The following is a 25,636-nucleotide window of genomic DNA, read 5'->3' as shown; positions in this document are numbered from 1 at the left end:
CTCCAATAGAAGATTGGATCAATGGAGAATTGAAAGTTTCCCAGATAAAACAAGTACAAATTGAGGATTTATTGGACAGACCCCCAATTCAAATTAAAAACAGTAAAGTTGTAAAAGACTTTGAAGACAAGGTTATTATGGTCACTGGGGGTGCTGGTTCAATTGGAAGCGAATTGGTCCGTCAAATTTGCACGTACAATTATAGGTCATTGGTTGTGATAGACCAGGCGGAATCTGCTCTTTATGATCTTCAACAGGAACTAAAGCAGGCAGGATTCTTTAATTTCGTCCCTATTGTTGGTGATATCAGGGACAAGAACAAAATGCGTGTGTTGTTTGAGGAGCATAAACCTGACCGAATCTTTCATGCCGCTGCATACAAACATGTCCCTTTAATGGAGTGTAATCCATATGAAGCGGTAAAAATCAATGTAGCCGGCACAAAAAATTTGGTTGATTTGGCCATGGAATTTGAGGTTGGAAAGTTTGTTTTTGTTTCAACGGATAAAGCAGTGAACCCTACCAATGTTATGGGGGCCACCAAGCGAATTGCAGAAATGTATATCAGTTGTAGACAGCAAGACGACAAAACTAAATTTGTTACCACAAGATTTGGAAATGTGTTGGGATCAAATGGTTCCGTTATACCGCTGTTCAGAAAACAAATTGAAAAAGGAGGCCCGTTAACCGTCACTCATAAAGAGATTACAAGGTATTTTATGACAATTCCAGAGGCCTCTCAATTAGTTTTGGAAGCTGGGGCTATGGGCAAAGGAGGCGAGATATTCATATTTGATATGGGAGAATCTGTCAAGATTTTGGATTTGGCCAAAAATATGATTAGGTTATCAGGATTGCATTATCCTGATGATATTGATATAAAAATAACAGGGTTGCGTCCTGGAGAAAAGTTATATGAAGAATTATTGGCCAATGGCGAAAATACACTTCCTACATATCATGACAAGATAATGATCAGTAAAGTCCGGGATATAGATTATACCAGAACAAGAACGATGATTGACGAGCTTTGTATTTCGAACCTTTTCTTTAAGGATAATGTGGTGCAATTAATGAAAAATATTGTGCCAGAGTATATATCAAAAAATTCCGATTTTTGTAAATTGGACAATGACAAGGAGAAATTAAGTCCCCCACAAAACTCAAAGTCTAAAATTGCACAACTCAACAGCTAAATACCAATATCTTATGAATTCGACCTTTAGATTAACCTGTGTGGTCTTTTTGGCCCTTCTATTTTATTCATGTGGCCCCCAGAAAGGAGTGGTATATTTTCAAGATGCGAGTCAGTTCGAAACTTTGGTAGATGATAATACGTTCACAACCAAGTTTAAGGTAGATGATTTAATTAGCATCAACGTGTCGACACTGGACCCAGAAGCAAGCGCTCCATTCAATCTCTTTAGGGGAGCGGAAGAAGGAGGGTTTAGACCAGAACAAGTCAATTATTTGGTCGATAAGAATGGAGAAATAGATTTTCCAGTAATAGGAAAGGTAAAAATTGTAGGATTATCGCCAGCGGAGACCCAAGAACTTCTTAGGGAAAAGTTAGCTGATTATCTAAAGAACCCTATCATAAATATCAGAATTAGGAATTTTACTGTCACTGTGTTGGGAGCGGTCAGTAGACCTGGAACTTACACAGTTAATGGAGAACAGATCACGATAATGGAAGCATTAGGATTAGCTGGGGATATTAGTATAAAAGGTAGAAGGGACAATGTTATGGTCATTAGGGATTTTGATGGAACAAAAGTTTATAACAGAATTAACCTTAATCGAAAGGATGCTTTGAAATCCCCAGTGTATTACCTAACCCAAAATGATGTAGTTTATGTTGAGCCCAACAAATCAGGTAAAACGGAATCTAGTTTCGATCAAAGAACATCCGTTGCAGTTTCCATCATTTCGCTTTTAATTACTTCTACAGTTGTATTAATAACAAGAAATTAAGAGACCTTATTTTTACTATTAACTTAATTTATTTTGTCTTTAAATGGAATTTGGTGGCAATGAAATTGATATAAAATCAATTTTGGATAAATATCTCAAACATTGGAAATGGTTTGCCTTTTCTACCATATTAACTCTCTTAGGAGCCTTTTTTTACCTTAGATACGCAATACCTGAATACGAGGCGTCCGCAAAAATCCAAATTATAAAGGATAAAAGTGCATCTTCGGAGCTTTCCGTTTTTAAGGATTTGGACATCCTTTCAGGAGCAGTAACTAATACTGAAATTATTGATGAGATAGAAATTTTAAATGCCAGAAGTAACTATAAGTCCATTGTTAAAAAACTCAAGCTTAATTTAAGATATTTTGTAATAGGCAATATCAGGAACACTGAAATTTACGGAAGTGACTATCCTTTTTCAATCAATTTTCTTGGTGCTGATTCGGTAACCAATAAATCACAGCACGAGTTTTTTCTCAAGATTTTATCAAGTACGGAATTTTCATATTCCGAGAAAGAGGATGATACTTTTAAAAAATATTCCTTTGGATCAAATATAAACACAAAAATTGGGGATATTATATTGGTGCCAGAATCTAAGCTGGTATCTTTCTATAAGGACAAACTAATAAAAGTAACGGTAGACCCAATCCCGTCTGTTGTTGAAAGCTATAGGGCGAAAACCAAAATAAGCTTGGCAGGAGAGTTTTCAAATATTATAACTATCTCCTTAACGGACTCTGAAAAACAAAGGGCCATAGATGTTATCAATGAACTCATTCAGATTAATAATGACAACGCAGTTAAGGATAAAAAAGCAATTGCTGATAAAACTTCTGAATTTATTGAGAATCGTATATCAGAAATTTACAACAATCTTTCCTCGGTAGATGAGACAGCGGAAAATTTTAAATCGAGTCGAGGAATTGCAGATTTAGGGTCCCAATCTAATGTCAATTTTTCACAGAGTGCAGCTAGTGAACGTCAGCTACAAGATGCTAATATTCAACTGAGCATAGCGAGTTCCATGAAAGAGCTTATTGATGGTCAAGAAGGATATGATATTATTCCTGAGGTGGGCCTGGCTGATCAGGGAATTTCAGGTTCTGCACAACGGTATAATGAACTTGTCGCTCAGCGAAATCGATTATTAGAGAGCTCTAATGAGAAAAATCCCGTAATTGTTAAATTAGACCAGCAACTAGAAGGGTTAAAAAAGGGAATACAATCTAGTTTAAACAATGTTTCAAACAATTTGAATCTACAGGTTAATAGTTTAAGCAAACAATTATCCCAAATAAATTCACGGATTTATGCGGCACCTGGAAATGAAAGAGCACTTAGGGATATATCAAGAAGACAACAAACCACGGAATCCCTTTATTTATATTTGCTGCAAAAAAGGGAAGAGTCGCAAATAGCATTTGCTTCAGCATCTCCAAAATCGAGAATCATTAATTCTGGATATAGCGCAGATATTCCTGTATCTCCACGAAAAGGGATAATTTTTCTAACTGCCATGATGGTTGGAATGTTGGTACCTTTTTCCATGATTTATGTTACCGATTTACTGGATAATAAAATCCATAACAAACTTGACTTAGAAAAGATTGTGGGAGATGTTCCAGTATTGGCAGAGATACCTAAAATTGGAAAGAAAGAAGAAAAACTAATCAAGAATGAAGATAGATCGGTTTTGGCAGAATCTCTTAGAATTCTCCGGACTAATCTTGATTATATTTTTCGTACCAAAAAGAAGAATGGCAAAGGGAACTTAATTTTTGTCACCTCAAGCGTGCCAGGGGAGGGAAAAACATTGATTTCATCAAATCTAGCGATGACCTTTTCTAGTACAGGAAAAAGAGTTCTCCTGATAGGAGCAGATATAAGAAACCCTAAACTCTATACTTTTTTTGCAGATAGTAAGAACGTAGATGCTATGTCAAAACCAAAAAGAGTGGTTAAGGTAGGTTTGACGGAATATTTAAGCGACCAGACTTTGGAAATAGAAGATATTATAAATCCAATGCTTGTCCATACAAATACTATTGATGTTATATATTCTGGAAAGATACCTCCAAATCCAGCTGAGTTGTTAATGAGCGATCGAATAGGAGAATTGTTTGAATCATTGGCTGAACGTTATGATTATGTGGTTGTAGATACAGCTCCTCTTATGGTTGTTACGGATACGTTGCTCATTAGTAGGTACGCAAATCAAATCTTATACGTGACCAAGGCGGATGTGACAGAGAAAAAGGTATTGCAATACCCTCTGAAACTTAAAAAAGAAGGAAAATTAAAAGGACTTTCTTTTATTGTAAATAATGTTAAGGCCTCGAACCTAGGTTATGGAGGTAAGTACGGCTATGGCTATGGAAAGTCATTGAAAAAATGGTGGAGTTTTTCGTAATCAATAGAAATTAAGAATTGTATTCTCGATGATTGGCAACAATAGTTTTAGGGTATTGTTGGATATTTTTAGCTCCTTTATTGCAGAAAATTGTCTCATGTTATGAATATCTGTACCTACATAGTCGACAATTTTATCCTTTAAAAGTTTTTCTGCAACTTGTTGGATTTCTTTCCCATAATAATCTCCGAGTGATAACAGGTTCAATTGAAACAAGATTCCTTTTGTCTTGAGGTTGGAGTAGGTTCCGTATTGTTTATGAAAATATATATACCGTTCTGGGTGTGCCAAAATTGGAAAGTAACTATGTTTGGCTATTTTCTCAATAGCAATATCAAAATTAAATGAAGGTTGTAAATACGACATTTCAATGAGCAGATAATCCTTTTTCAGTGGCATGACCTCTTTTTTGTCTAAAAGCGCTTCAAAATTGTCATCGATCATGTGTTCTGCAGCATATTCTATTTTGGAATCCAAAGCAGTACTTGCCAATTCCTTTTGAAGAATTTCAAATGAATTTTTTATAGTTTTAGCAGTGTTGTCATAGTAACCGTGCATGATATGAGGGGTGCAGATCAGGCTTTTAATTCCATAATTGGAAAACTGTTGAATTAATTCAATGGATTCTTCAGCAGTTTTGGCACCATCGTCTATTCCGGGAAGGATATGATTGTGAATATCCACAAGCCCATGTAAATAATCTATGAGGAATCTTTTTCTTTCAAAAAAATGTAGCATTCGTAAAATTTGGAATGTAAAGATAAGGCATTACTTTACTTCGAGGTTATACTACTTTCCGGTACAGAAAAGAACCACTGGTTCATCCCATTTTTCATCTTGTCTTGTGAATGATTTTTTGGCCTCTATTGGTGGATAATAGATATTGCTTTTGCTCATTGGGTTGTCTTTTAATTAAGCTGTTGCTTCCATTTTCATCACTGTCAACTTTGACAAAAAGCAACGGTTTGTCACGTAGGCAGGACAAACCGTTGTCTTTGGTCACTTATAAATGATTTCCCTTTTTAGAAATCTGTAAAAGATCTTACAGCACGTACATTGAGCCAACTTCCTTTACCTAGAGCAAATTCGTAAATTCCGACGCCATCCACATAAAGGACTTCCCATGCTTCGGTAGCCGAACTTTGCGAAGAACTCCAATACGCAGAGTTCAAGTTTGTTCCGCCATTTGCAATAGCGGTCGCATTGATAATTCCTACGTTCAAGAACATTTCATTCAGCTCATCCCTGCTTGGCAGGAACCAATCATCAAAACCGTTGTAGTCTAAACTAGCGACCATTTCAGCAGCGCTAGAAGAAACAGTACAACCCGATGCTAAAATAGCAGCTGTATTGGCCTCGCCAGAACCTATTGCAATACCTTGCGCACCTGTTATATCAACAGTAGTACAGCCCCAGGTTCCGCCAGTTGATTGATCAACCACATCACAAACTAATCCTTCACTATTATTACTTGTAGGGTCTATCCAAAAAATTACTCCACCATATTTATATTCTCCTAGCTCGTTTACATCATTAAGAGCAACTATGGCATTGGCAGATACGGTTTGTATACCATTGTCCACAGAAATGGTTGCAAGCATATTGGGGTTGGTTTCAAAATCAAATAAGGTTTCATCAGCAACTGATAGTTCTCCTGTGCTTTGATCAATGTTAAACGCACCCGCTGGGTTTTGGAAGGTAATGGTATAAGTCAAATTTGAACCTGTTGCCTGTAAGGTTCCCACAATAGCACCATTTGATGGATTTTCATCAATATCCATGTTCGTATTTTGAGCAGTTACTTCATCTACATCATTTAGATTGACTGTTGCTGAAGCTGTAGCTGTTTCTACACCATCATCAACCAAAATAGTTGCTGTAATCACGGGGTTGGTCTCAAAATCGAACAAGTTGGGGTCAACAACGGTCAATTCTCCAGTACTGGAATCTATAGCTAGCGACCCTTGTGGAGTTTGGGATGTAATGGAAAAACTGAACGTACCGCTGCCATTTGCTTGCATAGTACCTACAACTTGCCCATCTGTTGGGTTTTCGTCAATGCTAACCGTTAAATCGTCAAGTGTTATTTCCACAACATCATTAAGGTTTACGGTCACTGTTGCCGTATCAATACCATCAATAACTGAAACTGTTGCCGTAATAATAGGATTGGTCTCAAAATCGAATACGCTTGCATCTGCTACGGTTAACTCCCCCGAACTTTGGTCAATAGCCAAGGCTCCTGTCGGGGTTTGGCTATCGATGTTAAAGCTGGAAGCTCCATTTCCGTTTACCTGTACCGTGCCAATAAGGTCACCATTGGTAGGGTTTTCGTCAATGTCCACTATAAGGTCTTGAACGCCTAGTTCATCCAAGTTATTAAGGTTAATAGTTATTGAAGCCGTTTCTGTTGCCCCTACGACAGCTACTGTTGCAGTAATCATGGGATTGGTCTCAAAATCAAACAAACTGGCATCGGCAATGGTCAAATCTCCAGTATCTTCGTTAATAGTCAAGGCCCCAGAAGGTGTTTGCTCAGTAATACTAAAGCTTAGACTATTGCTGCCCGTGGCCTCTATACTACCAAGGCTTTCGCCATTAGATGGGTTTTCATCGATAGTTAAGGTAAAGTCCTGAACTTCTATCACAATTTCATCCGTGGTTCCATCACTATTGTCATCATTGTTACAGCTTATTGTCGCAATTAAAAGTGTTAATAGCCATATATGGGCTATTCTGAATCTATTTTTCATATTTATTAAATTTAAATTGGGTTATTTTTTATTGGTTCATTAGAATGCGGTAAGGATTTCGTAAGGGCCAACATAAACCCCAGTTACCGTTGCGCCATTATCATCTAAATAGGAATAACTACAATCAATGGTTCCCGTCATGGTATTTAGGTCAAACGTTCGGGCATTGATGGTAAATAGATTTCCATTGGAACTGTCTCCATAGGGCAGAGCAGTGTGGTTATGGCTAGTTCCACCATTTGGCTGTCCAAAGGTTTGTCCACCTATAGTATTTGCACTACTAAAGTTGGTAATGCCATATTGTGAAAAGTTATGCCCATCCATAATTATGGAAACAAACCCATTGGGATTTGATTGAGGGTCCCATGTGAAGAATGGGGTTTGGTCCAATGTTGGACTAACGGCAAAAAGGTTACAGGTTACTTTTGAAAAGACGGTAGTTGTTGTTTCAAAAGCGATTTCGTCCGTTACATCTTCTACAATATCACCATCCGTAAAAACAAAGGTGAAAGCACGGTCATATTCTCCATCCATAGTAGCATCATCCACCAATAAATAGGCCTTGTGGGTAACGTACGCATCCTGCCCAACCACAAATTCTGTGTTGGTATTACCTGGAACCGATGATTCAAATAAATCGTTTAAATTGATAATCACTGCTGAAGAATTAGTGGCGTTATCGACCGTAACCGTTGCAGTAATTGTTGAGTTTGCCTCAAAATTGAACAAGGAGGCATTCGCAATGGTCAGTTCGCCTGAAGCGCTATCAATACTCAAGGCACCTAAAGGTGTTTGTGAAGCTATACTGAAATTAGTAGCTGTGCCGCCATTGGTTTGTATGGTGCCAATACTTTGGCCAATTGTAGGGTTTTCATCTAAAGTTGCCTCAAAATCTTCAAGATTCACGGTTATGGTTCCATCATCCGAATTACTGCAGCTAAAATTGAAAATTACTAATGCCAACATAAGTAGATTGGCAATATTTCTTTTTTTATTCATCATAGTGGGGTTGATGTTTAATACTTTTTAATAGTCAATATTGATTAACTCTCCATTTAGGCCGTAGTTTAAGGTAAAGGTGGTGCCACCGTTTGGTGGTTTTAACATAACCACGTACTCGGTTTTTGTCCTTTCCCCATTTTTGGGCATTTTAACAAAAGCCATGTGCAGTAATGGATTTTCAATTTGTTTCTTGGCGGTAAGCTTTTCTTTTGAAATTTCGACCAGTCCCCCCAATTTCCCCAGATTAATAGTTTCATCTAGCTGAAACATAAAATCGGCGGCCTTTGTTCCAGCAGGCACTTCTAGGGTTATTTCAGAAGTTTGTGTCCAATTATCTTGAGAAAGGTTCCATTGTCCCATTTTTAAGGATTCTGGAGCTTCCGTAACGGTGACCCCAACAATATTTCCTATTGATTCATTATAGGTGATTGTTAAATCAGTATAATGGGCATCGTTACCAAACTTATCTTTTAGAATAATCTCAATGGCCCCAAAGCCTTTAGCGTTGGCCTTTTGTTTACTGGCTCCACCTCCACAGGAAACGAGTGTTGCCGCCATTATTAAGGTTATTAAAGTGGCTTTCATTTTTTCTTTTTTGGTTAATGATTTATTTCTCACTCGCTCCTCCAAAGAGGAAGAAAAAGGCTCTTCTGCCGAATATTAATAGGATTCTAATGACCCAACTTGCAGTACCGCCCCAAACATCAATCTAGGCTAAAAGCCTGATGTTGTAGTTAAAGACGGATAGCACAATTGAAAGAATATCCGTAGCCACCAGGACTAGACTTCCCAGACCTATATTTAGATTTGATATTTTCCATAAGAATTGGTTTTGTTATTTCTTGAAGAATAGCTGCTTATGGAAGGCTATTTTCCTAAGAGATTTCTGCAAGAAATGGTTTGGTCAGGGTAAAGATGAGGTAATGCGGTTTCCTATGAAACAGTTAATGTTTATGTGTGAAACCACAACTAATTTCTGTTGGTCCCAAACCCATATTCGTATTTTGGAAAAAAGAGGAAATAGGCTAAGGTATGCCTGGTGCAGGGTTAACTAATGACTATTGTATTCAAGGAAAGTAGAGATAAAAGCTTCTTTTTTTCTGGAAGAAACAGGAATCCTTTGACCATTTTTTAAAAAGATAATCCCTGATTTATCATATTTGTCAATAAACTTAAGGTTCACCATAAAAGATTGGTGGGGTCTTGTAAAATTTACCTTTTTAAGTTTTCCTTCATACTCCTTCAAAGGTTTGGAGGCTACATATTTTTTGTTATTGTTCAAGTAGAAGGTAGTGTACCCCTTATCGGATTCGCAGTACAGTAGTTCCTGCAGGTTGATGACCTGAAAACTATTGCTCAACGAAAGTACCAGTGTGGCTTCATCTTGATACCATACTTTTTTGGCGGTGTTTATTTGCTTCTTTTGCTCTTCCAAGGGTAGGGACTTAACTTTCTCTAGGGCAGTTTCTAGCTCACCAACATCCACAGGTTTTAACAAGTAGTCCACCGCACCTATTTTAAGGGCCTGAAGTGCATACTCCTCATATGCCGTAATGAAAATGATTTTATAGCTAAGGTGTTCCGTTTGGTCCAGAAAATCAAAACCTGTACCATCTGTAAGGTTGATATCCAAAAACACCAGGTCTGGTTTACAAGCTTCGGACACTACAACGGCTTCTTTTACAGAAGCACATTCACCAATGATTTCCACATCGGTCTCAAATGTTTCCAGAAGATTTATCAAGCCCTTTCGAATATAGGCTTTGTCCTCAACAATTAGGGCTTTCATGTATTCTCGATAACTTTATAAGGAATAATCAGTGTGACTTGTGTTCCTTGTGCATTATACTTTTTTCTGTCCTCAATGGATATGCCTCCAGGCACATTGAAATCTTTTGCCAAAAGTTGTAGTCTTTCAGCGGTAATTGTTGTGGCTAAAGACTTTTTGTTGGTATTTGATTTTTTTGAAATGGCATCAATCCCAATACCATTATCAGCAATGGAACAGCTCAATCTTTCGTCAATAAGGGTTAGATAAACTTCTAGTTCCCTATTGTCTTGTTGGGTCCTAAAGGCATGCTCAATGGCATTTTCAATAAAAGGCTGAATCAGCATAGGGGGTATTAGAAGCTGGTTAATATCTATACTTTCATCTACCACCAAGCTGTAATTGTAAGGTGGGTCAGCATCCATGTTTTGCAACATCATGTAGTTGTCAATGGCATCAAGCTCCTGAATGAGCGGAACCAATTTATCCCTCGAGTTTTCCAGTACAATACGCAATAGTTTTGAGAATTTTGACAGATAAGTCACTGACTTTTTCTCTTCCTTGTTCAAAATCATTCCTTGTAATACGGAAAGGGAATTAAAAATGAAATGGGGGGTCATTTGGGAGCGTAATAGCTTTTGCTCGGTTAGGATATTTTGATTCTTGACCTTAATAGTTGTAAACTTTTGGTAAAATACCAAGGAGCTCAATAGTATGGATACCGTTAAAATACCTATAACTGCCCAAAGGTAGTTTTGCTTTGATTTGGCCAAATCTTTAGATGTGGTCAGTACAGTTTTGGTTAATCTTAATTCACGAATACTAGCAGAGTCCAAAGCCTGTTTGTATTTGTATTCATATTCTAATTGGGCAATTTTTTCAACATTTTCTTTATTAAAAAGGCTGTCGTTTAAAATCTTAAATTGTTGATGACTTTCAAATGCCTTTTTGAAATCACCTAAGTTCTCATATATAGTTGAAAGTAAATTATAAGTATCCCTTTGGTAATCAATTGCCCCGATATTGTTTGAAATCTCTTTACATTTTATTGCGTTGATAAGGGCTAAATCAATTTTTTTTTGATTTAAATAGACTTTTGCTAATCCTAAATAGGAATGACATAGTCCCAATTGGCTTTCCAATTCAATATTGATTTCTTTGGCTTTTAAGAATTTCTGAAGAGCAATATTGTAATCCTTTAATTCTAAATATACATCACCCATACTGAGCAGACACCTCCCGATATTATCTTGATCGTTTATTGAAGTGCTCATTTCCAACGCTTCGGTCAAATAGATAAGTGCATTCTTATAATCCTTTTTTTGTCGGTATGCGACTCCAATATTATTCAATGAGATCCCTTTGTTCTTACTATTTATCTTGTTCTTCTTAAACTTTAATTTTAGCGACTCTTTGTAACTTGCAATCGCCTCATCGAATTTTTTATTCTTTTTATAAACAAGACCTAAATTGTTGAGAACAGATGAAATACCCGCAGTATCTTTCAGTATTTTATAATTGATCAAGGATTGGTTGTAATGTTCTAAGGCAAGTGGATAGTTTCCCTTATGTAGATAGCTGGTCCCCATATTATTTAAACAACTGGCCATCTCTAATTTATCATTGTTCGCCAGATTGATATCCATTGCTTTGTTGAAGTACTCCAAGGCCTTTTTATATTCGCCCATATCCAAATAACAGAACCCGATAAATTTTAAACTTACTGCCGTAGCTTTCGATTGTCCAATATTATTTAGAATTTCTATTGAATTCTTATAGTTTTCAATGGATTTATTATATTGATAATCATAATAATACGCCATTCCAATCTTTGCAAAGCAATCAGAAACACCTTTTTCGTAATGCTCTGTATTATACAGTAAAAGAGACTTTTTAAATAAACGTATTGCTTGCTTATTATTTGATTTCGAGGATTCAATTAGCCCCCTTATATAAATACTTCTAGCCCTCCCTTTTTTAAATTGGATATTTTCTGCTATCTCTTCTGCTTTATCCAAGTGTTCGAGAGATTTACCTATATCATTGTTGAAATAGGAAAAAGCCAATTCATTCAATAGATTCACCCTTATTGTATCCTTTTTTTGATGAAGCCCTAATTCAATTGTTAGGCTGTCAACTGTGCTTTTCTGTGCCTCCGTAGAAACTGCAATTAAGAAAAAGACTGGAAGAAGAAAACATTGAAAAACATTAAGGCCGCTAAATTTCAATGTACTTCCCAAAGTCTTGTTTCTAGTGAATACGGTCAAGAAATACATAGTAAGAATTGCATATTGTTTAATACTAATTGAACACGCATTTTACCTGAAATGCAAGGTTTAGTCCCAACCAAAATACGAGTTTTTAAAATCCTTCAAGAAATAAAACTGAGATATTCTTGATGATTAAATGACATGAATATATATCTGTCCGTTCAAAAGAAATATTCGTAGATACTGAATGATTATTTGCAAAGGTGCCAATTGTTTGTTTTACAATGGTTACTTTCCGATGCAGAAATTCGAAAAAATGTTACCCAGGAGATCGTCTGTGGTAACCTGACCTGTAATTTCACCAAGATGGTATAAAGCCTGCCTGATATCTATGGCCATAAGATCGCTCGGAAGGTCCATTTCCAGTCCTTCCTTTACTTTTTGGATTTCTTCCAGTGCTTTTAGTAGTGCATCATAATGCCTGCTGTTGGAAATAATGGTTTGATCTCCGCTCAAAGCTCCAGAATCAACTAGGCTCAATAGTTTTTTTTCCAATTCGTCAATCCCTTTCCTGTGTTTGGCAGAGAGGAATAGGACATGGGGGAATTCATCTTTGAGCAACTCTTTTTGTCTGTCATCCAAAAGGTCTAATTTATTACAGACAGGCAGCACTTCCTTGTTCGGATATTTTTTCTCTATACGTTCCAATTCCGCCCTATCAAAATCCGGATTATCAAAAAGGAAGAGAATAAGACGCGCTTCTTCAATCTTGTCAAAAGTGCGCTCAATTCCAATTTTCTCAACCATGTCTTGGGTTTCCCTAATGCCTGCGGTATCTATGAACCTAAAATTGATGCCATTTAGACTAATCTGATCCTCAACGGTATCTCTGGTAGTTCCGGCAATATTGCTCACAATTGCCCGCTCCTCGTTGAGTAAAGTATTTAACAACGTGGATTTTCCTACGTTTGGCTGACCTACAATGGCCACTGGAATACCTTGTTTGATAACATTGCCCAAGGCAAAGGAATCTATCAATTTCTTGAGAACTTCACTGATTTTGTCCAAAAGATTTTTGAAATGACTACGATCTGCAAATTCCACATCTTCTTGTGAAAAATCGAGTTCCAGTTCAATCAGGGAGGCAAAATTTAGAAGCTCTTCCCTTAGTTTTTGAATTTCATTGCTAAAACCACCCCTCATTTGTTGAATGGCTATTTCATGAGCTGCCTCACTGTCACTTGCAATTAGATCCGCTACAGCTTCTGCCTGGCTGAGGTCCATTTTTCCATTTAAAAAGGCTCGCAGCGTAAATTCTCCAGCAGTCGCCGTCCGGCAGCCTCTTCTCAACAAAAGTTGAATGATTTGTTGTTGTATAAAGGGAGAGCCATGGCACGAAATCTCCACAACATCCTCCCCGGTATAAGAGTTTGGCCCTTTAAAGATGGATACCAATACTTGGTCCAGCGTCTTTCCATTGTCCACAATATGCCCCAGGTGTATGGTATGGGTTCTTTGACCAACTAATTTTTTTGATTTAATCGATTGGAATATATCGTCTGCAATAGCAATAGCACCATCACCCGATATTCTGATTACTGCAATTGCTCCAGTTCCTGGAGGAGTTGCCATTGCCACGATAGCTTCTGAATAGCTCATGGTCAAAAATACAAATTAGACACTTGGCGATAAAATTGGGTAAACTATCTACACAGAAAGGTATCCTAACAAGATGAAGTAATTCTTTCTGACCTATGTGCTAAATATGTAGTTGATTTTGCTTTTTTTCATGTAATTTAAAAAGGTATCAGACGTTGTAAAACATAAGAGATTTTATAGATGAGAGAGCAAATCTTTTGGCTAGTTGATTTTTTTAGAGGACAACCTGTTCGCAAACATTACAAAGAACTAGGAGCTATCCTTAAAGACCCCTTTGGCGACTTAGCTAGTTCAATAAGGCAAAAAGCACTTTCAGAACTCTTGTCCCATGCCAATAAAACGGTTCCTTTTTATAAAGAAATCAGTCCTTCAAAGTTTGCTGATTTTCCTGTAATCGATAAAAAAAGGATTCAGGATGACTTTGACTCCTTCAAATCTGCAAAATTTGATACGGAAAACTTGTTTAAAGTGGCTACCAGTGGCTCTACAGGAGTACCATTTATACTTTTTCATGATCAACGTAAAAGAAATAGAAATACGGCAGATGTTCTTTATTTCATGGAAAAAACTGGATATAGAATTGGGAACAAATTTTTTGAACTAGAGGTGTGGCGAAAACATAACCAGCGTTCCAGATTGAGAAATTTTTTACAGAACAGTATTCAATTTGATATTTCAAAATTGACCGATGAGCGGATTGACGAAATGCTGGAATTGATAAAAAATACCAACCAAGAAATAAATATTCTTGGGTTTGCATCTGCATTGGAAACCATTTGCAAATACTTGGATGAAAAGAAACAAACTGCCAAGTTCAAGAATATCAAAGGAATTATTGCCAATTCTGAATATTTGAGCGATTACACCCGTGATGCTGTGGAGAGGCATTTTGGATCTCCCATATACTCCCGCTATTCCAATGAGGAAATTGGGATTATAGGCCATCAGACAAATACCTCAGGAACAGCTTTTGAATTGAATTGGGCTAGTTATTTTATTGAGATTTTGGATATGCAAGAGGATATTCCCGCTAAAAAAGGCTCCATGGGAAGACTTGTGATTACAGACCTTTACAATTATTCCATGCCGTTAATTCGTTACGACACTGGGGATGTGGGCATTTTTGATGAGCGGGGACAGCAATTCTTAAAAGTTGTTGAGGGGCGTAAAATGGATATGGTCTTTGACACAAGTGGTAATATACTTTCTTCTCATGTGGTTTATACAAAATTCCTGGCCTACTATGATTTATTGAATCAATATCAATTTATTCAAACAGGGAAAAAGGATTATACCATCAGATTGAATGCCAAAGTCAAATTTGACCGCGAAGAAGAATTGATAAAGTCTGTTAAGGAAGATTTTGGGCAGGATGCAAACATCAAAGTAGAATATGTTATGGAAATACCACCATTATCTTCCGGAAAACGGAGAAAAGTTATAAATAGGATGGTCTTTAAGTAATTTACATATTGTAGGTTAGAAAATCTGTTTAAAAGAGTGAGGCAAACAATTTCTGTACTTATTCCTGATGGTGAGAGTCACATGTTGATATTTGTGGTTAATAGTTTATCCAACATTCCACAATTGAAGATTTATGTGATGTCGGAAAAACCCGATATTGCCATGCGTTATTCTAGACATGTTCACAACTACTCATATTATCCTTTAGAATTGGAACCTAGGAAATGGATTGAGAACATTAATCAAGAAGTTGAACGCCATTCCATAGATATAATACTGCCAGTTTTTGAGACAGGAATCAGAAAGCTTATAGAGTACAAAGATCTACTTGATTTTCCAGAAAAGCTGATTTCATGGGTTGATTTGAAGAATTACGATATCGCAGTAGACAAATGGAGATTGGCACTCCATATGGAAAAAAATGGAATACCGTACCCAAAAACAAAATTGATTTGTTTTGAAAATGTGAATGACAAAATGGATTATCCCTTTATTGTCAAACCGGTCACAGATACAGGTGGCGGTAGAGGTGTTGAACTGATAGCAAATTATACTGATTGGGAGTTTTTCATTTCAAAAAATGCCCAAGATGAAGTAAAATATTTGTCACAAGAATTTATTATGGGGAGTGATTATTGTTGCAATGTCTTGTGCAAGGAAGGGAAGATTCTTTATTACACTATTCAAAGGGGAATATTATGGGGCAGAAATCGATTTTCAGCACAAACCGGGTATATTTTTCAGGATAAGCAAGAAATACTTGGGCTGACAGAGGACCTTATGAAATCATTGAATTGGTCAGGTGTTGCTTGCGTTGATATACGCTACGACAATAGCGATGATACTTTTAAAGTTTTGGAAATAAATGCACGATATTGGCGATCGTTAATGGGATCATTGTCGGCAGGAATAAATTTCCCATATCTCTCAATTGCGCAACATTTAAATCAAAATGTAGAAGTAGGAGAATTTAAAACTATAAAATATTTGAACCTTAAAGGTTTGGTAAGTTCCGTAGTCGAAAACCCGTTCATGATTTTTAAAATGGGATTTATTTGGAACAACACCCCTCTTAAATATGCATTGAAGGACCCTCTACCCATGATATACAAATTCTTCTGGAGAAATAAGAACCTGCTTTTGAAAAGATTTGGTAGAATATAGTTGAAAAAGTTTGGTCCATTTCTTTATCATTTGCTAGGATTTGGCTAGTTTAAAAGACATACGGTTTTCCCACTATTAGATGATGCCCCTTCTTAATTGATAAGTTTAATTTAAAAATGTAACATATTCTAGAAAATGTGCACTTATAGATTGAATATTAAATCAATCAAAAATGGAAGTCATCAATGGAAATGCAATTAGAAAGGACAATACATTGTTGTCCGTTACACATTTAACTCAACTGTTACATTATGTAACTGGTTTTGGGGGATTTATTGTACCCCTGATCATTTGGTTAACCTCGAGAAGAAATGTAGAGGGAATGGATGAACATGGAAAGGCAATTGTCAATTTTCAGTTGAGTCTATTGCTTTATATTATTATAAGCATTCCGGCAATCTTGTTGTTCGGACTTGGAATTTTAGGATTAATTGGTGTTGGAATATTGGGATTTGTTTTACCTATTGTAAATGCGGTAAAAGCAGCCAACGGGGAATCTCCATCAAATTTTTTGACCATACCTTTTGTATAAAAAAAGCTAGAGCTTTAGCTCTAGCTTTTTAAATCTAATCTATTTGTGAAGACTAGTCGCACACCACTGCATGCGCAATCACATAAATATCACCAGATAGACCTTCTTCAATTGTAAATTGACCTGGCGCAACGGTAGGTTTTCCGTTTTTACCTAATGGGAACATGTCATTACCAGCATACGTATGGGTCTCAGAGACCGTATAAGAGCTATCAATGTTGTAGGTAACTGTTACAGAGCCATCAGCATATTCTACTTCTACAGTTCCTACCAATTCACCTTTATTGATATCACATTGTCCCGCAGCTGCGTAAATTTCGTAGGATTCATCCGTTCCTTCTGAAAGAGGGCCGATTGACCATCCCCATTTACTGAAACCATTGTCCATAAAACAATTGTTCCCATCATTTCCTCTTGCATAGGCAGTTTCACAACCACCACTCGAAGGGCATTCAAGAGTATATGGTATAAACAAACTTTGTCTTCCATTTGTTGGAATCAATATTACAGCCAGTTTGTCTCCTTCACCTGGTTCATAACCTTCTCCATTGGCTAGTGCCAAATCAACAAGTTCAAGAGCCCTGTCATCATCCCAATCACCAAGATATAGACACTGGACGCAGTTACTGTCATCGATTAAGTACCAAATTGCTCTTTGGAAATCTCCAAAAGTATAGGGGTCTCCTCCTGAGCTAGCCTGACCAATGATATTCTGATTAAACAACCAGTTGACCAAATCAAAATTTTCTGGTTTTTCAAAAGCACCAATAGGAAGTTCTTCATAACTTGAATATATTTCTGCTTCAAAACATTCTCCAGCCTCTAAAGATGCATCTTGGTCAACGCACCATGCACTGTAATCACCAGCTAGACTGGTATCACTAATGGTTAGGTCAAAATAAGCATCGTTGGCGTCTACCCCTTTTGCAGTAGTACAGGCATTGACCACTGCTGGAAGATCTGGGAACAAGGAGATTTCACAAATCTCTTCTTCCACTACTTTTTCTTTTAACTTTCCTTTGCCATCAATACTGTCCAAGTTATCCGTTCCTGCAGGTTCAACTTCGCAGGAATAAAAAACCGCAACCATTGCAGCAAAAAGAGTCAGTGTTAATTTCTTCATGTCCAAGTGTTTAAGGTTTGAAATAATCTAGTTGTTAAAAATATGCAAAGTTGACGCTAGAGTCATTTTACAACGACCAACGTTGATAATACTCGACATAAGGTCAAGGTATTGGACTAGCTAGGAAATGTCACGAAGAATTTTGTAAGAAAGACCTTAACCGTTCAGCATTACAGGCATAACGAGCATAGTTACATGCTCCCCTTCATCCAATCCATCAATTGGAGTAAGGATACCGGCCCTGTTTGGTAAGCTCATTTCCAGTGAAACATCATCCGAAGATAAATTGTTGAGCATTTCTACCAAGAAACGGGAGTTAAACCCTATTTGCATATCATCTCCTTGGTAGGAACAGGATAGTCGTTCTTCTGCCTTGTTGCTGTAATCCACATCTTCGGCAGAGATGTTCAACTCGGCACCTGCAATTTTTAATCTGATTTGATGGGTGGTCTTGTTGGAAAATATGGAAACCCTTCTAACCGAGCTCAACAATTGATTTCTTGCGATGGTCAGCTTATTTGGATTTTCTTTAGGGATTACTGCTTCGTAATTGGGGTATTTACCGTCAATCAATCTACAGATGAGTTCAGAATTGTCAAAAATGAACTTGGCATTGCTGTCATTGTACTCAATGGTAACTTCTGATTCCGACCCGGCCAAAATTCCTTTCAAAAGATTCAATGGCTTTTTGGGCATGATGAATTCTGCCACCTGTGATGCTGTAACATCCTGTCGCTGATACTTCACCAATTTGTGTGCATCTGTGGCCACAAAAGTCAAATTTTCGGGCGAAAACTGAAAAAAGACCCCACTCATTACAGGGCGAAGGTCATCATTACCTGCAGCAAAGATGGTTTTGTTGATGGCCGTTGCCAAAATATCACCTAAAAGGACTGTAGAGCTAGGGTTGCTAACCTCCACAGCTTTTGGAAATTCAGCACCATCCGCATAGGCCAAAGCATACTTTCCATGATTGGAGCTAATTTCCACGGTATTGTTGTCCTCTACCACAAAAGTTAGGGGTTGCTCAGGAAAAGTCTTTAAGGTGTCCAGCAACAGACGGGCAGGAACTGCAATGGTTCCCTCCGCATCGGAATCTACTTCCAAAACAGAACTCATGGTGGTCTCCAAATCGGAAGCTGACACAGTGAGCTGATTCTTTTTTAGGTCGAACAAAAAATTATCGAGGATGGGCAAAGTATTGCTGTTGTTGATAACTCCTCCCAAAACCTGCAGGTTTTTCAATAGATATGTACTGGATACAATAAACTTCATCAAAGAGATTCTTTAGTATAGTTGCTGTTTCAACCTTTTTGGTCTAAAACAGGCTCTTAAAATGGATAAAAACAAATATATCTTAAAACGAATTAGCAACGAAACAAATTTATCAACACTTAGATACCAAATTTTCGTTTTCTATAGTAACTGAAGACCACCCCAAGGACCAACGTCAATAGTACCGGTATTCCAATATTCAAGAATTGCCATTTGGTTTTTTGCTCCACTATTTTTTTAGAATCCAAGAGCGGAATAGACACTTTTTTGTTCCTAATATGTATTAGTCCGGTATCGTCAAGCAAGTAATTAATGCAATTGACCAAAAACTCCTTGTTGCCATAAAAGCTATTGGTCCACTTGTCATAGCCCAATTCCAAAGGTCTGCCGTTTCTCAGTTGATTTTTTATGACATCTCCATCCGAGATTACAATCATTTTATTTGCGGGGCCTTCTTCAACCGTATTTTGTAATGATAACGGCTTGATTCTATTCTTGTACATGGAAGAAAAATTACCTTCCACCAAAACGGCCAAAGGTAGATTTCCATTGGTATAGGTTTCTTGATCGGGTGGATTGTTCAAAATTCCCAGACCAATTTGACCAGGAACACCTTCAGTCTTGGATAGGGGAGAGCTTTGAAGCAATACAAAATGTTCATAGTCATTTTCCAAAACCTCCATGGGACTTGTAAATTGATAACGGACCGCTTCAATATTCATATTGATGGGATGGTCATTTTTTGAAAATACCATCGGATAATAGTACCAGGGCACAGGATTGTACTGCGAATCATTTCCTTCACCAGTTGCCAAAACAATCTGGGTAAAATATAGATCATTCACCAAGAGCGGGTTGATCCTAACACCCATATTGAAGAAGAAATCCCGCATGTTCAAATCCCTTGGGAGGGCCAACGCGCTGCCATTTCCTTGATAAATACTGTCCATTTCAATGGCCACTTGGTCCATTAACCATACCGACTTTCCTCCATTGACCACGAATTGATCCAACACGTATTTTTCTTCATCCGAAAATGCCTGGGTCGGTTTTGCAATCAGGGCAAGGTCAAAACCTTTCAATTGATCCAACACCTTTTGAGGATTGCTCGATACCGAATCCAAGGTAATTGCACCAATGTTATAGTAATCCCGGATGGAGGTCAAGTAATCTGCCAAATACGCATCTGGAAGTTCACCATTTCCCTTAATGACCGCCACACTTTTCTTTTGGTCAATACTAAGCTTGGTAAAAGCATCTGCAAAGGCATATTCCAGTTGTTGTACCGAATTATTGATGCGGTCTTCGGTAGAGGACCCTAACTTATTTTTTAATAAGGGCACCTTAACGGTTTTATCCTTGGAATTGACCATTGCCCAAGGAAAAACCAGCTCCTGGGATACCTTACCATTTTCTTCAACGGTAACATTGGCAGGCTGCAGACCAAGACTTTGAAGTTCTGCTATGGTCTGTTGAGATTGTTCCTCGCCTTGTAATGGGTCAACCAGATTGTACTTTATATTGCTGTTTGCCGATGCAAATGATTCCAACAATTGTATTGTTTCAGTTTTGAGTCTTGAAAACTCAGGGGGAATATTTCCATCCAATAAAATGTCCACTACCACTGGAGTCTCAAATTTTTGCGCAACTTCTATAGCCGGCTCAGATAAGGTATATCGTTTATCTTCAGTGAGGTCGAATCTGGTATACAGAAAGCTTCCAACTAGGTTTAGTACTATTACGGCAGCAAAGGCCTTGAGTATGGATATTGAAAACCTCTGCATTATCTCGTTAGTTGATTAAGTCGTTGGCGGGTAAGATATAGAAAGAACAGGGAGAGGGAAATAAAATATACCAAATCCCGGGTATCCAATACACCTTGGGCCACACTTTTAAAATGGGATTGCGCCCCAAAGGACCTTATAAGTTCTTGGGTATCTCCACTCGTAAAAAGAGAGGAAATAGCCTCAAATCCATAAAAAACAAAGAAGCATAATAGAATTCCAATAAGGAATGCCATAATCTGGTTATCGGACAAGGTTGAAGCAAAAACCCCTATAGCCGTATATGTGGCAATCAAGAAAAACAGTCCAAAATAGGAACCAAAGACTACGCCCATATCTAGATTTCCTTCGATCATGCCCAATTTGGAAATGGCCAATACGTAAATAAAGGTGGGTAGAATTGCTATTAGACACAAGGAAAAACCACCCCAGAATTTACCCATAACCAAGTTCCAGGAAGAAATGGGTTTGATCATTAGCAATTCAAGCGTACCTGTTTTTAGTTCTTCCGAAAAGCTCCTCATTGTAATTGCGGGCACCAAAAAAACAAAGATCCATGGTGCAAGCAGGAAAAAGTTCCCTAAATCTGCAAAGCCGTAGTCAAAAATGTTGTAATCCCCTCTAAAAACCCATAGGAAAAGTCCATTGAGCAATAAAAATGAGCCAACTATCAAGTATCCGATTGGTGTGGTGAAAAAAGACCGTATCTCTCTTTTGTAGATTGCGAACATCATTTGGTTTTTGAAGAGTGAAGTTTTAAAACGCTCCAAGCTTCCGGCTTTTGCGCAAAGAGTTTTTTGGTGTTTCCCCAAACTCCTTTAAAAAAATCTGAATTTCTATAGTTTTCCAAGTCTGATTCCTTTTCCCAAAAGCTATAAGTGAAAAATACATTCGGGTTTTTTAGGTCTTGATAGAGTTCTACCAGGTTGCACCCCTCAAAGGCCAAAATCCCTTCTTTGGATTCTTCAAAAATTTGCTCAAAACTAGGAATATTTTCGGGTTTGAAGGTGAGTTTTACAATCCGTATCAACATTTATAAAAAATTTATGGTGACAGTGTCCCTATAGTTCAGTCCAAGTAGGGTAGATGCCCCTCCAACTGAATTTAGGTCACTTTTATAGATGGCCAATTCAACATAACCGGAAGAATTAAAAAGCGCAAGGGCATCCCCAGGGCCCTTTCTTTGTGGCTTGTCCAAATCAAAATTGATAATTCCGTTATAGCTTTCATGAATTTTTCGCAATCTGTTGGTGCGGGCAATGACCTCATAGTCCCTGCCATTTCGGTATGCTTCAAAAAGGCTGCGTCTAATGTTGGTGATCACATTGCCGTAGTTGTCAATATAGATGACATTACCAGAAATACTTTTCCCGTTGTTTGAGATTCTAGGTTCAAATTCCTTCAACTCTTTTAGATTGTCGAACGATTTGCCAATGACCTCCAATTTTCCCCCTCGTGCAATATGACAAGCTACAGGAACAAAGACATCAAGAACCGGAAAAGAACCAAGTTTTGTATTGGGAATATTGATTTCCACCATTTTTTCGGGACTCACCTCAGAGGTAATCAAAGAAATGACACCATTGTTGGAACTTACAAAAAAGTGCCCATCCACCAATACAACCATATGTTGGTTCTCAGGAGACAGTTCAGAATCAACACCCACAATATGCACGGTACCCTTTGGGAAGGACTTGTAGGCATTTTTTAAGATATACGAACATTCCTGTATGTTAAAAGGGCTTATGGCATGGGAAATATCAACAATGTCTACTTCGGGAAGGTTGCTGAGGATTGTTCCTTTAATGGCACCTACAAAGTGGTCTTTTAAGCCAAAATCTGTAGTTAAGGTTATGATTGCCATGCAATACTGTTGATATGTTTTTCCGTGGTCAAATTGATTTTTGGTTAAGTTTGTGAAGTAAAATTACATTAAAAAAGAAAGAATACAATTCTTCAAAAAATAACCTTTAAAATACCCCGCTTTTTTTGAACGAACTTATAATAGAACTGACGGAGATAAGCCCCCAAGATTTTTTTGGACGGCAGAATGAGAATATTGAACTTCTAAAGAAATATTTCCCAAAACTTAAGATTGTTGCCCGCGGTAGCAAAATAAAAGTTTATGGCGATGAAGAACTCTTGGAGGAGTTTGATAAGCGATTTGATATGCTTACCGATCAATTTGCCAAGTACAACAAACTTGATGAGAATATGATCGAACGTGTACTCACAAGCAATGGGCAAGAAGATTACACTTCCTCAAAAAGTAGTGGAGATGTGCTGGTACATGGTGTAAGTGGTAGATTGATCAAGGCGCAGACCGTGAACCAGAGAAAGTTGGTGGATGCGTGTAAAAAAGATGATATGGTCTTTGCCATTGGCCCAGCAGGGACAGGAAAAACATACACAGGGGTAGCTTTGGCCGTAAAAGCACTGAAGGAAAAACAGGTTCGTCGAATCATTTTAACCCGTCCTGCGGTTGAAGCAGGTGAAAATCTTGGTTTTCTTCCAGGGGATTTAAAGGAAAAACTTGATCCCTACATGCAACCTCTATATGATGCCCTTCGGGATATGATTCCTGCAGAAAAATTGGCAAAATACATAGAGGACGGAACCATACAGATTGCTCCAATGGCCTTTATGCGGGGAAGAACGTTGGACAACGCCTTTGTGATTTTGGACGAAGCACAGAATACAACCCACGCCCAAATGAAAATGTTTTTGACCCGTATGGGTAAGAACGCTAAATTTCTATTGACAGGAGATCCTGGTCAGATTGACCTTCCAAGACGGGTGATTTCAGGACTCAAGGAAGCCTTATTGATCTTAAAAAATGTTGATGGCATCAGTATAGTTTATTTGGATGACAAAGATGTCATCCGACATAAACTGGTCAAAAAAGTAATTGATGCCTACAAAAATATTGAGCACCAAAATCAATTCTAAATATGGGGCAAAATACCTTAATGGATACCGATTTCAATTTTCCCGGACAGAAATCGGTCTACAAAGGAAAGGTTAGGGAAGTATATACTTTGGAAAATGATATTTTGGTGATGATTGCCACAGATCGTCTTTCCGCTTTTGATGTGGTAATGCCCAAAGGGATTCCGTACAAAGGTCAAATCCTGAACCAGATTGCCACTCAGATGATGAAGGCTACCGAGGATATTGTGCCCAATTGGTTGTTGGCCAATCCCGATCCAAATGTGGCTGTGGGAAAGGCCTGCGCTCCCTTTAAGGTAGAAATGGTGATCAGGGGATATCTATCGGGCCATGCTGCTCGCGAGTACAAAGCGGGAAAAAGGATGTTGTGCGGTGAGCCTATGCCTGATGGAATGAAAGAAAATGATAAATTCCCAGAACCTATTATCACCCCTGCTACCAAGGCCGAAAAAGGAGATCATGACGAGGATATTTCAAGAGAAGAAATTCTTAATAGAGGTATAGTCTCAAAAGCGGACTACGAGGTATTGGAAAAATATACCAAAGCGCTTTTTAAGAGAGGAACTGAACTTGCTGGCAAGCGAGGTTTGATATTGGTGGATACCAAATACGAATTTGGAAAAACAAAGGACGGGGAGATTGTTTTGATTGACGAGATTCATACTCCGGATTCTTCAAGATACTTTTACGCGGACGGGTACGAAGAGCGCCAAGCAAAAGGAGAACCCCAAAAACAACTTTCCAAGGAATTTGTACGCCAATGGCTGATTTCCAATGGTTTTCAAGGGCTGGAAGGGCAGACGGTTCCTGAAATGTCAGATACTTATATCGAATCTGTGTCTGACCGTTATATAGAACTCTTCGAAAGTATCACCGGGGAAAACTTTGTCAAAGCAGACCTAGACAACATCCATTCAAGGATACAAAGCTCGGTTGAGGAATATCTAAAAAAATAACCCTCTTTTTTTCATAATCCCATTTTTTAAAGCTTTCAATTTTTGGATTGAAATAGCTTGGCTATTTCTATTGACAGATTGATAAATTCGTGTTTTTTGTCTATATGTTGCTAAATTGCTATATTTATGCTAATTAAATATATACAATGCAAACCTGTCCCAATTGTTCCTCGGATGTCTTCGTAAAAGCAGGAATTCTAAACAACAGACAACGCTATAAATGTAAAAGTTGTGGATACTACTTTACCGTAGGTAAACTGGGAAAACGTATAGATGATTATTACGTAAACAAGGCATTGCAGCTATATTTGGAGGGGCTTACGTATCGGGAGATTGAACGTATTCTCGGTGTAAGTCATGTCTCCGTAATGAACTGGGTCCGTAAATACAATATAAAACGACCCTATAGGACCAAGTATCACCCAACATATAAGATTTTGAGCCACACAGAGCTTGGAGCCTACTTTTCAGAGCAAGAAAATATTAAAGGAGCCGGTGTTTTGGTAACTGAGCTTGGTGATAAGTTCATGCTTATAAAATGGGAGCGTTTTCGTGATTAAATATAGTAAATGAGCAAAAAAGTATATTGATTTTCATTTAACAATAC

The 25,636-nt window shown here is 37.8% G+C and carries 22 protein-coding genes; 9 read left to right on the top strand and 13 right to left on the bottom strand.

The window, feature by feature from the left end; translation table 11 throughout:
- From DX873_RS07470 to DX873_RS07460, 3 genes are all read left to right on the top strand, one after another.
- A partial coding sequence (locus DX873_RS07470) for a UDP-N-acetylglucosamine 4,6-dehydratase family protein (protein ID WP_147296623.1) occupies positions 1-1,196 on the top strand: 1,196 nt, incomplete at its 5' end.
- Between the two features lie 13 nt (positions 1,197-1,209).
- The gene (locus DX873_RS07465; RefSeq protein WP_116183754.1) at positions 1,210-1,974 is read left to right on the top strand and encodes a polysaccharide biosynthesis/export family protein; all 765 of its coding nucleotides are present in this window, start codon (positions 1,210-1,212) and stop codon (positions 1,972-1,974) included.
- A 43-nt stretch (positions 1,975-2,017) separates the two neighbouring features.
- A complete protein-coding gene (locus tag DX873_RS07460; protein ID WP_116183753.1) occupies positions 2,018-4,390 on the top strand; it encodes a GumC family protein in 2,373 nt (790 codons plus the stop codon).
- Here the strand turns inward: DX873_RS07460 and DX873_RS07455 are convergent, their stop codons facing one another.
- The 7 genes from DX873_RS07455 to mnmE form a co-directional block, all read right to left on the bottom strand.
- Positions 4,391-5,128, bottom strand: coding sequence for a tyrosine-protein phosphatase (locus DX873_RS07455; protein ID WP_116183752.1), 738 nt, complete (start codon positions 5,126-5,128; stop codon positions 4,391-4,393).
- Between the two features lie 284 nt (positions 5,129-5,412).
- Positions 5,413-7,143, bottom strand: a complete 1,731-nt coding sequence (locus DX873_RS07450) for an Lcl domain-containing protein (protein WP_116183751.1) — start codon at positions 7,141-7,143, stop codon at positions 5,413-5,415.
- 39 nt (positions 7,144-7,182) lie between these two features.
- Entirely contained in the window at positions 7,183-8,145 is a 963-nt protein-coding gene (locus DX873_RS07445; protein ID WP_147296622.1) for a cadherin repeat domain-containing protein, read from the bottom strand.
- 24 nt (positions 8,146-8,169) lie between these two features.
- Positions 8,170-8,730 (bottom strand): hypothetical protein, encoded by a 561-nt coding sequence (locus tag DX873_RS07440; protein ID WP_147296621.1) that lies wholly within the window; start codon positions 8,728-8,730, stop codon positions 8,170-8,172.
- Between the two features lie 466 nt (positions 8,731-9,196).
- Complete coding sequence (locus tag DX873_RS07435; protein WP_116183748.1) at positions 9,197-9,934, bottom strand: LytR/AlgR family response regulator transcription factor; 738 nt, start codon at positions 9,932-9,934, stop codon at positions 9,197-9,199.
- A complete protein-coding gene (locus DX873_RS07430; RefSeq protein ID WP_116183747.1) occupies positions 9,931-12,189 on the bottom strand; it encodes a tetratricopeptide repeat-containing sensor histidine kinase in 2,259 nt (752 codons plus the stop codon). The genes DX873_RS07435 and DX873_RS07430 overlap by 4 nt, the downstream gene beginning before the upstream one ends.
- 222 nt (positions 12,190-12,411) lie before the next feature.
- Positions 12,412-13,782 carry a tRNA uridine-5-carboxymethylaminomethyl(34) synthesis GTPase MnmE gene (mnmE, locus tag DX873_RS07425; RefSeq protein WP_116183746.1) on the bottom strand — a complete coding sequence of 457 codons (1,371 nt, stop codon included), beginning with the start codon at positions 13,780-13,782 and terminating at the stop codon, positions 12,412-12,414.
- A 180-nt stretch (positions 13,783-13,962) separates the two neighbouring features.
- On the opposite strand from mnmE, the gene DX873_RS07420 reads away from it, so the two are divergent.
- The 3 genes from DX873_RS07420 (at position 13,963) to DX873_RS07410 (ending at position 16,942) form a co-directional block, all read left to right on the top strand.
- The gene (locus tag DX873_RS07420; RefSeq protein WP_116183745.1) at positions 13,963-15,246 is read left to right on the top strand and encodes a phenylacetate--CoA ligase family protein; all 1,284 of its coding nucleotides are present in this window, start codon (positions 13,963-13,965) and stop codon (positions 15,244-15,246) included.
- A gap of 36 nt (positions 15,247-15,282) precedes the next feature.
- Positions 15,283-16,410 (top strand): ATP-grasp domain-containing protein, encoded by a 1,128-nt coding sequence (locus DX873_RS07415; RefSeq protein ID WP_147296620.1) that lies wholly within the window; start codon positions 15,283-15,285, stop codon positions 16,408-16,410.
- Between the two features lie 172 nt (positions 16,411-16,582).
- Positions 16,583-16,942, top strand: coding sequence for a DUF4870 domain-containing protein (locus DX873_RS07410; RefSeq protein WP_116183743.1), 360 nt, complete (start codon positions 16,583-16,585; stop codon positions 16,940-16,942).
- A gap of 52 nt (positions 16,943-16,994) precedes the next feature.
- On the opposite strand, the gene DX873_RS07405 is transcribed toward DX873_RS07410, so the two are convergent.
- The 6 genes from DX873_RS07405 to DX873_RS07380 form a co-directional block, all read right to left on the bottom strand.
- Positions 16,995-18,065 carry a hypothetical protein gene (locus DX873_RS07405; RefSeq protein ID WP_116183742.1) on the bottom strand — a complete coding sequence of 357 codons (1,071 nt, stop codon included), beginning with the start codon at positions 18,063-18,065 and terminating at the stop codon, positions 16,995-16,997.
- Between the two features lie 156 nt (positions 18,066-18,221).
- A complete protein-coding gene (dnaN, locus tag DX873_RS07400) occupies positions 18,222-19,340 on the bottom strand; it encodes a DNA polymerase III subunit beta (protein ID WP_116183741.1) in 1,119 nt (372 codons plus the stop codon).
- Between the two features lie 119 nt (positions 19,341-19,459).
- On the bottom strand, positions 19,460-21,124 hold the full coding sequence (gldG, locus tag DX873_RS07395) for a gliding motility-associated ABC transporter substrate-binding protein GldG (protein ID WP_116183740.1): 1,665 nt from the start codon (positions 21,122-21,124) through the stop codon (positions 19,460-19,462).
- Complete coding sequence (gene gldF / locus DX873_RS07390) at positions 21,124-21,855, bottom strand: gliding motility-associated ABC transporter permease subunit GldF (RefSeq protein WP_116183845.1); 732 nt, start codon at positions 21,853-21,855, stop codon at positions 21,124-21,126. The genes gldG and gldF overlap by 1 nt, the downstream gene beginning before the upstream one ends.
- Positions 21,855-22,157, bottom strand: coding sequence for a putative quinol monooxygenase (locus DX873_RS07385; RefSeq protein ID WP_116183739.1), 303 nt, complete (start codon positions 22,155-22,157; stop codon positions 21,855-21,857). Before DX873_RS07385 ends, gldF begins: the two co-directional genes overlap by 1 nt.
- A complete protein-coding gene (locus DX873_RS07380) occupies positions 22,158-22,988 on the bottom strand; it encodes an SAM hydrolase/SAM-dependent halogenase family protein (RefSeq protein WP_116183738.1) in 831 nt (276 codons plus the stop codon). It lies immediately after the preceding gene.
- Between the two features lie 125 nt (positions 22,989-23,113).
- On the opposite strand from DX873_RS07380, the gene DX873_RS07375 reads away from it, so the two are divergent.
- From DX873_RS07375 to DX873_RS07365, 3 genes are all read left to right on the top strand, one after another.
- Complete coding sequence (locus tag DX873_RS07375; protein WP_116183737.1) at positions 23,114-24,073, top strand: PhoH family protein; 960 nt, start codon at positions 23,114-23,116, stop codon at positions 24,071-24,073.
- Positions 24,074-24,075: 2 nt separating this feature from the next.
- A complete protein-coding gene (locus DX873_RS07370; protein ID WP_116183736.1) occupies positions 24,076-25,029 on the top strand; it encodes a phosphoribosylaminoimidazolesuccinocarboxamide synthase in 954 nt (317 codons plus the stop codon).
- Positions 25,030-25,175: 146 nt separating this feature from the next.
- Complete coding sequence (locus DX873_RS07365) at positions 25,176-25,589, top strand: IS1/IS1595 family N-terminal zinc-binding domain-containing protein (protein WP_116183735.1); 414 nt, start codon at positions 25,176-25,178, stop codon at positions 25,587-25,589.
- The last annotated feature ends 47 nt before the right edge of the window (positions 25,590-25,636 follow it).

Origin of the sequence: Flagellimonas nanhaiensis, from assembly GCF_003382275.1 — a bacterium.
Taxonomy (GTDB): domain Bacteria; phylum Bacteroidota; class Bacteroidia; order Flavobacteriales; family Flavobacteriaceae; genus Flagellimonas; species Flagellimonas nanhaiensis.
Note: the sequence above shows the minus strand (reverse complement) of the source record. Positions and strands in the feature narration are given on the sequence as shown.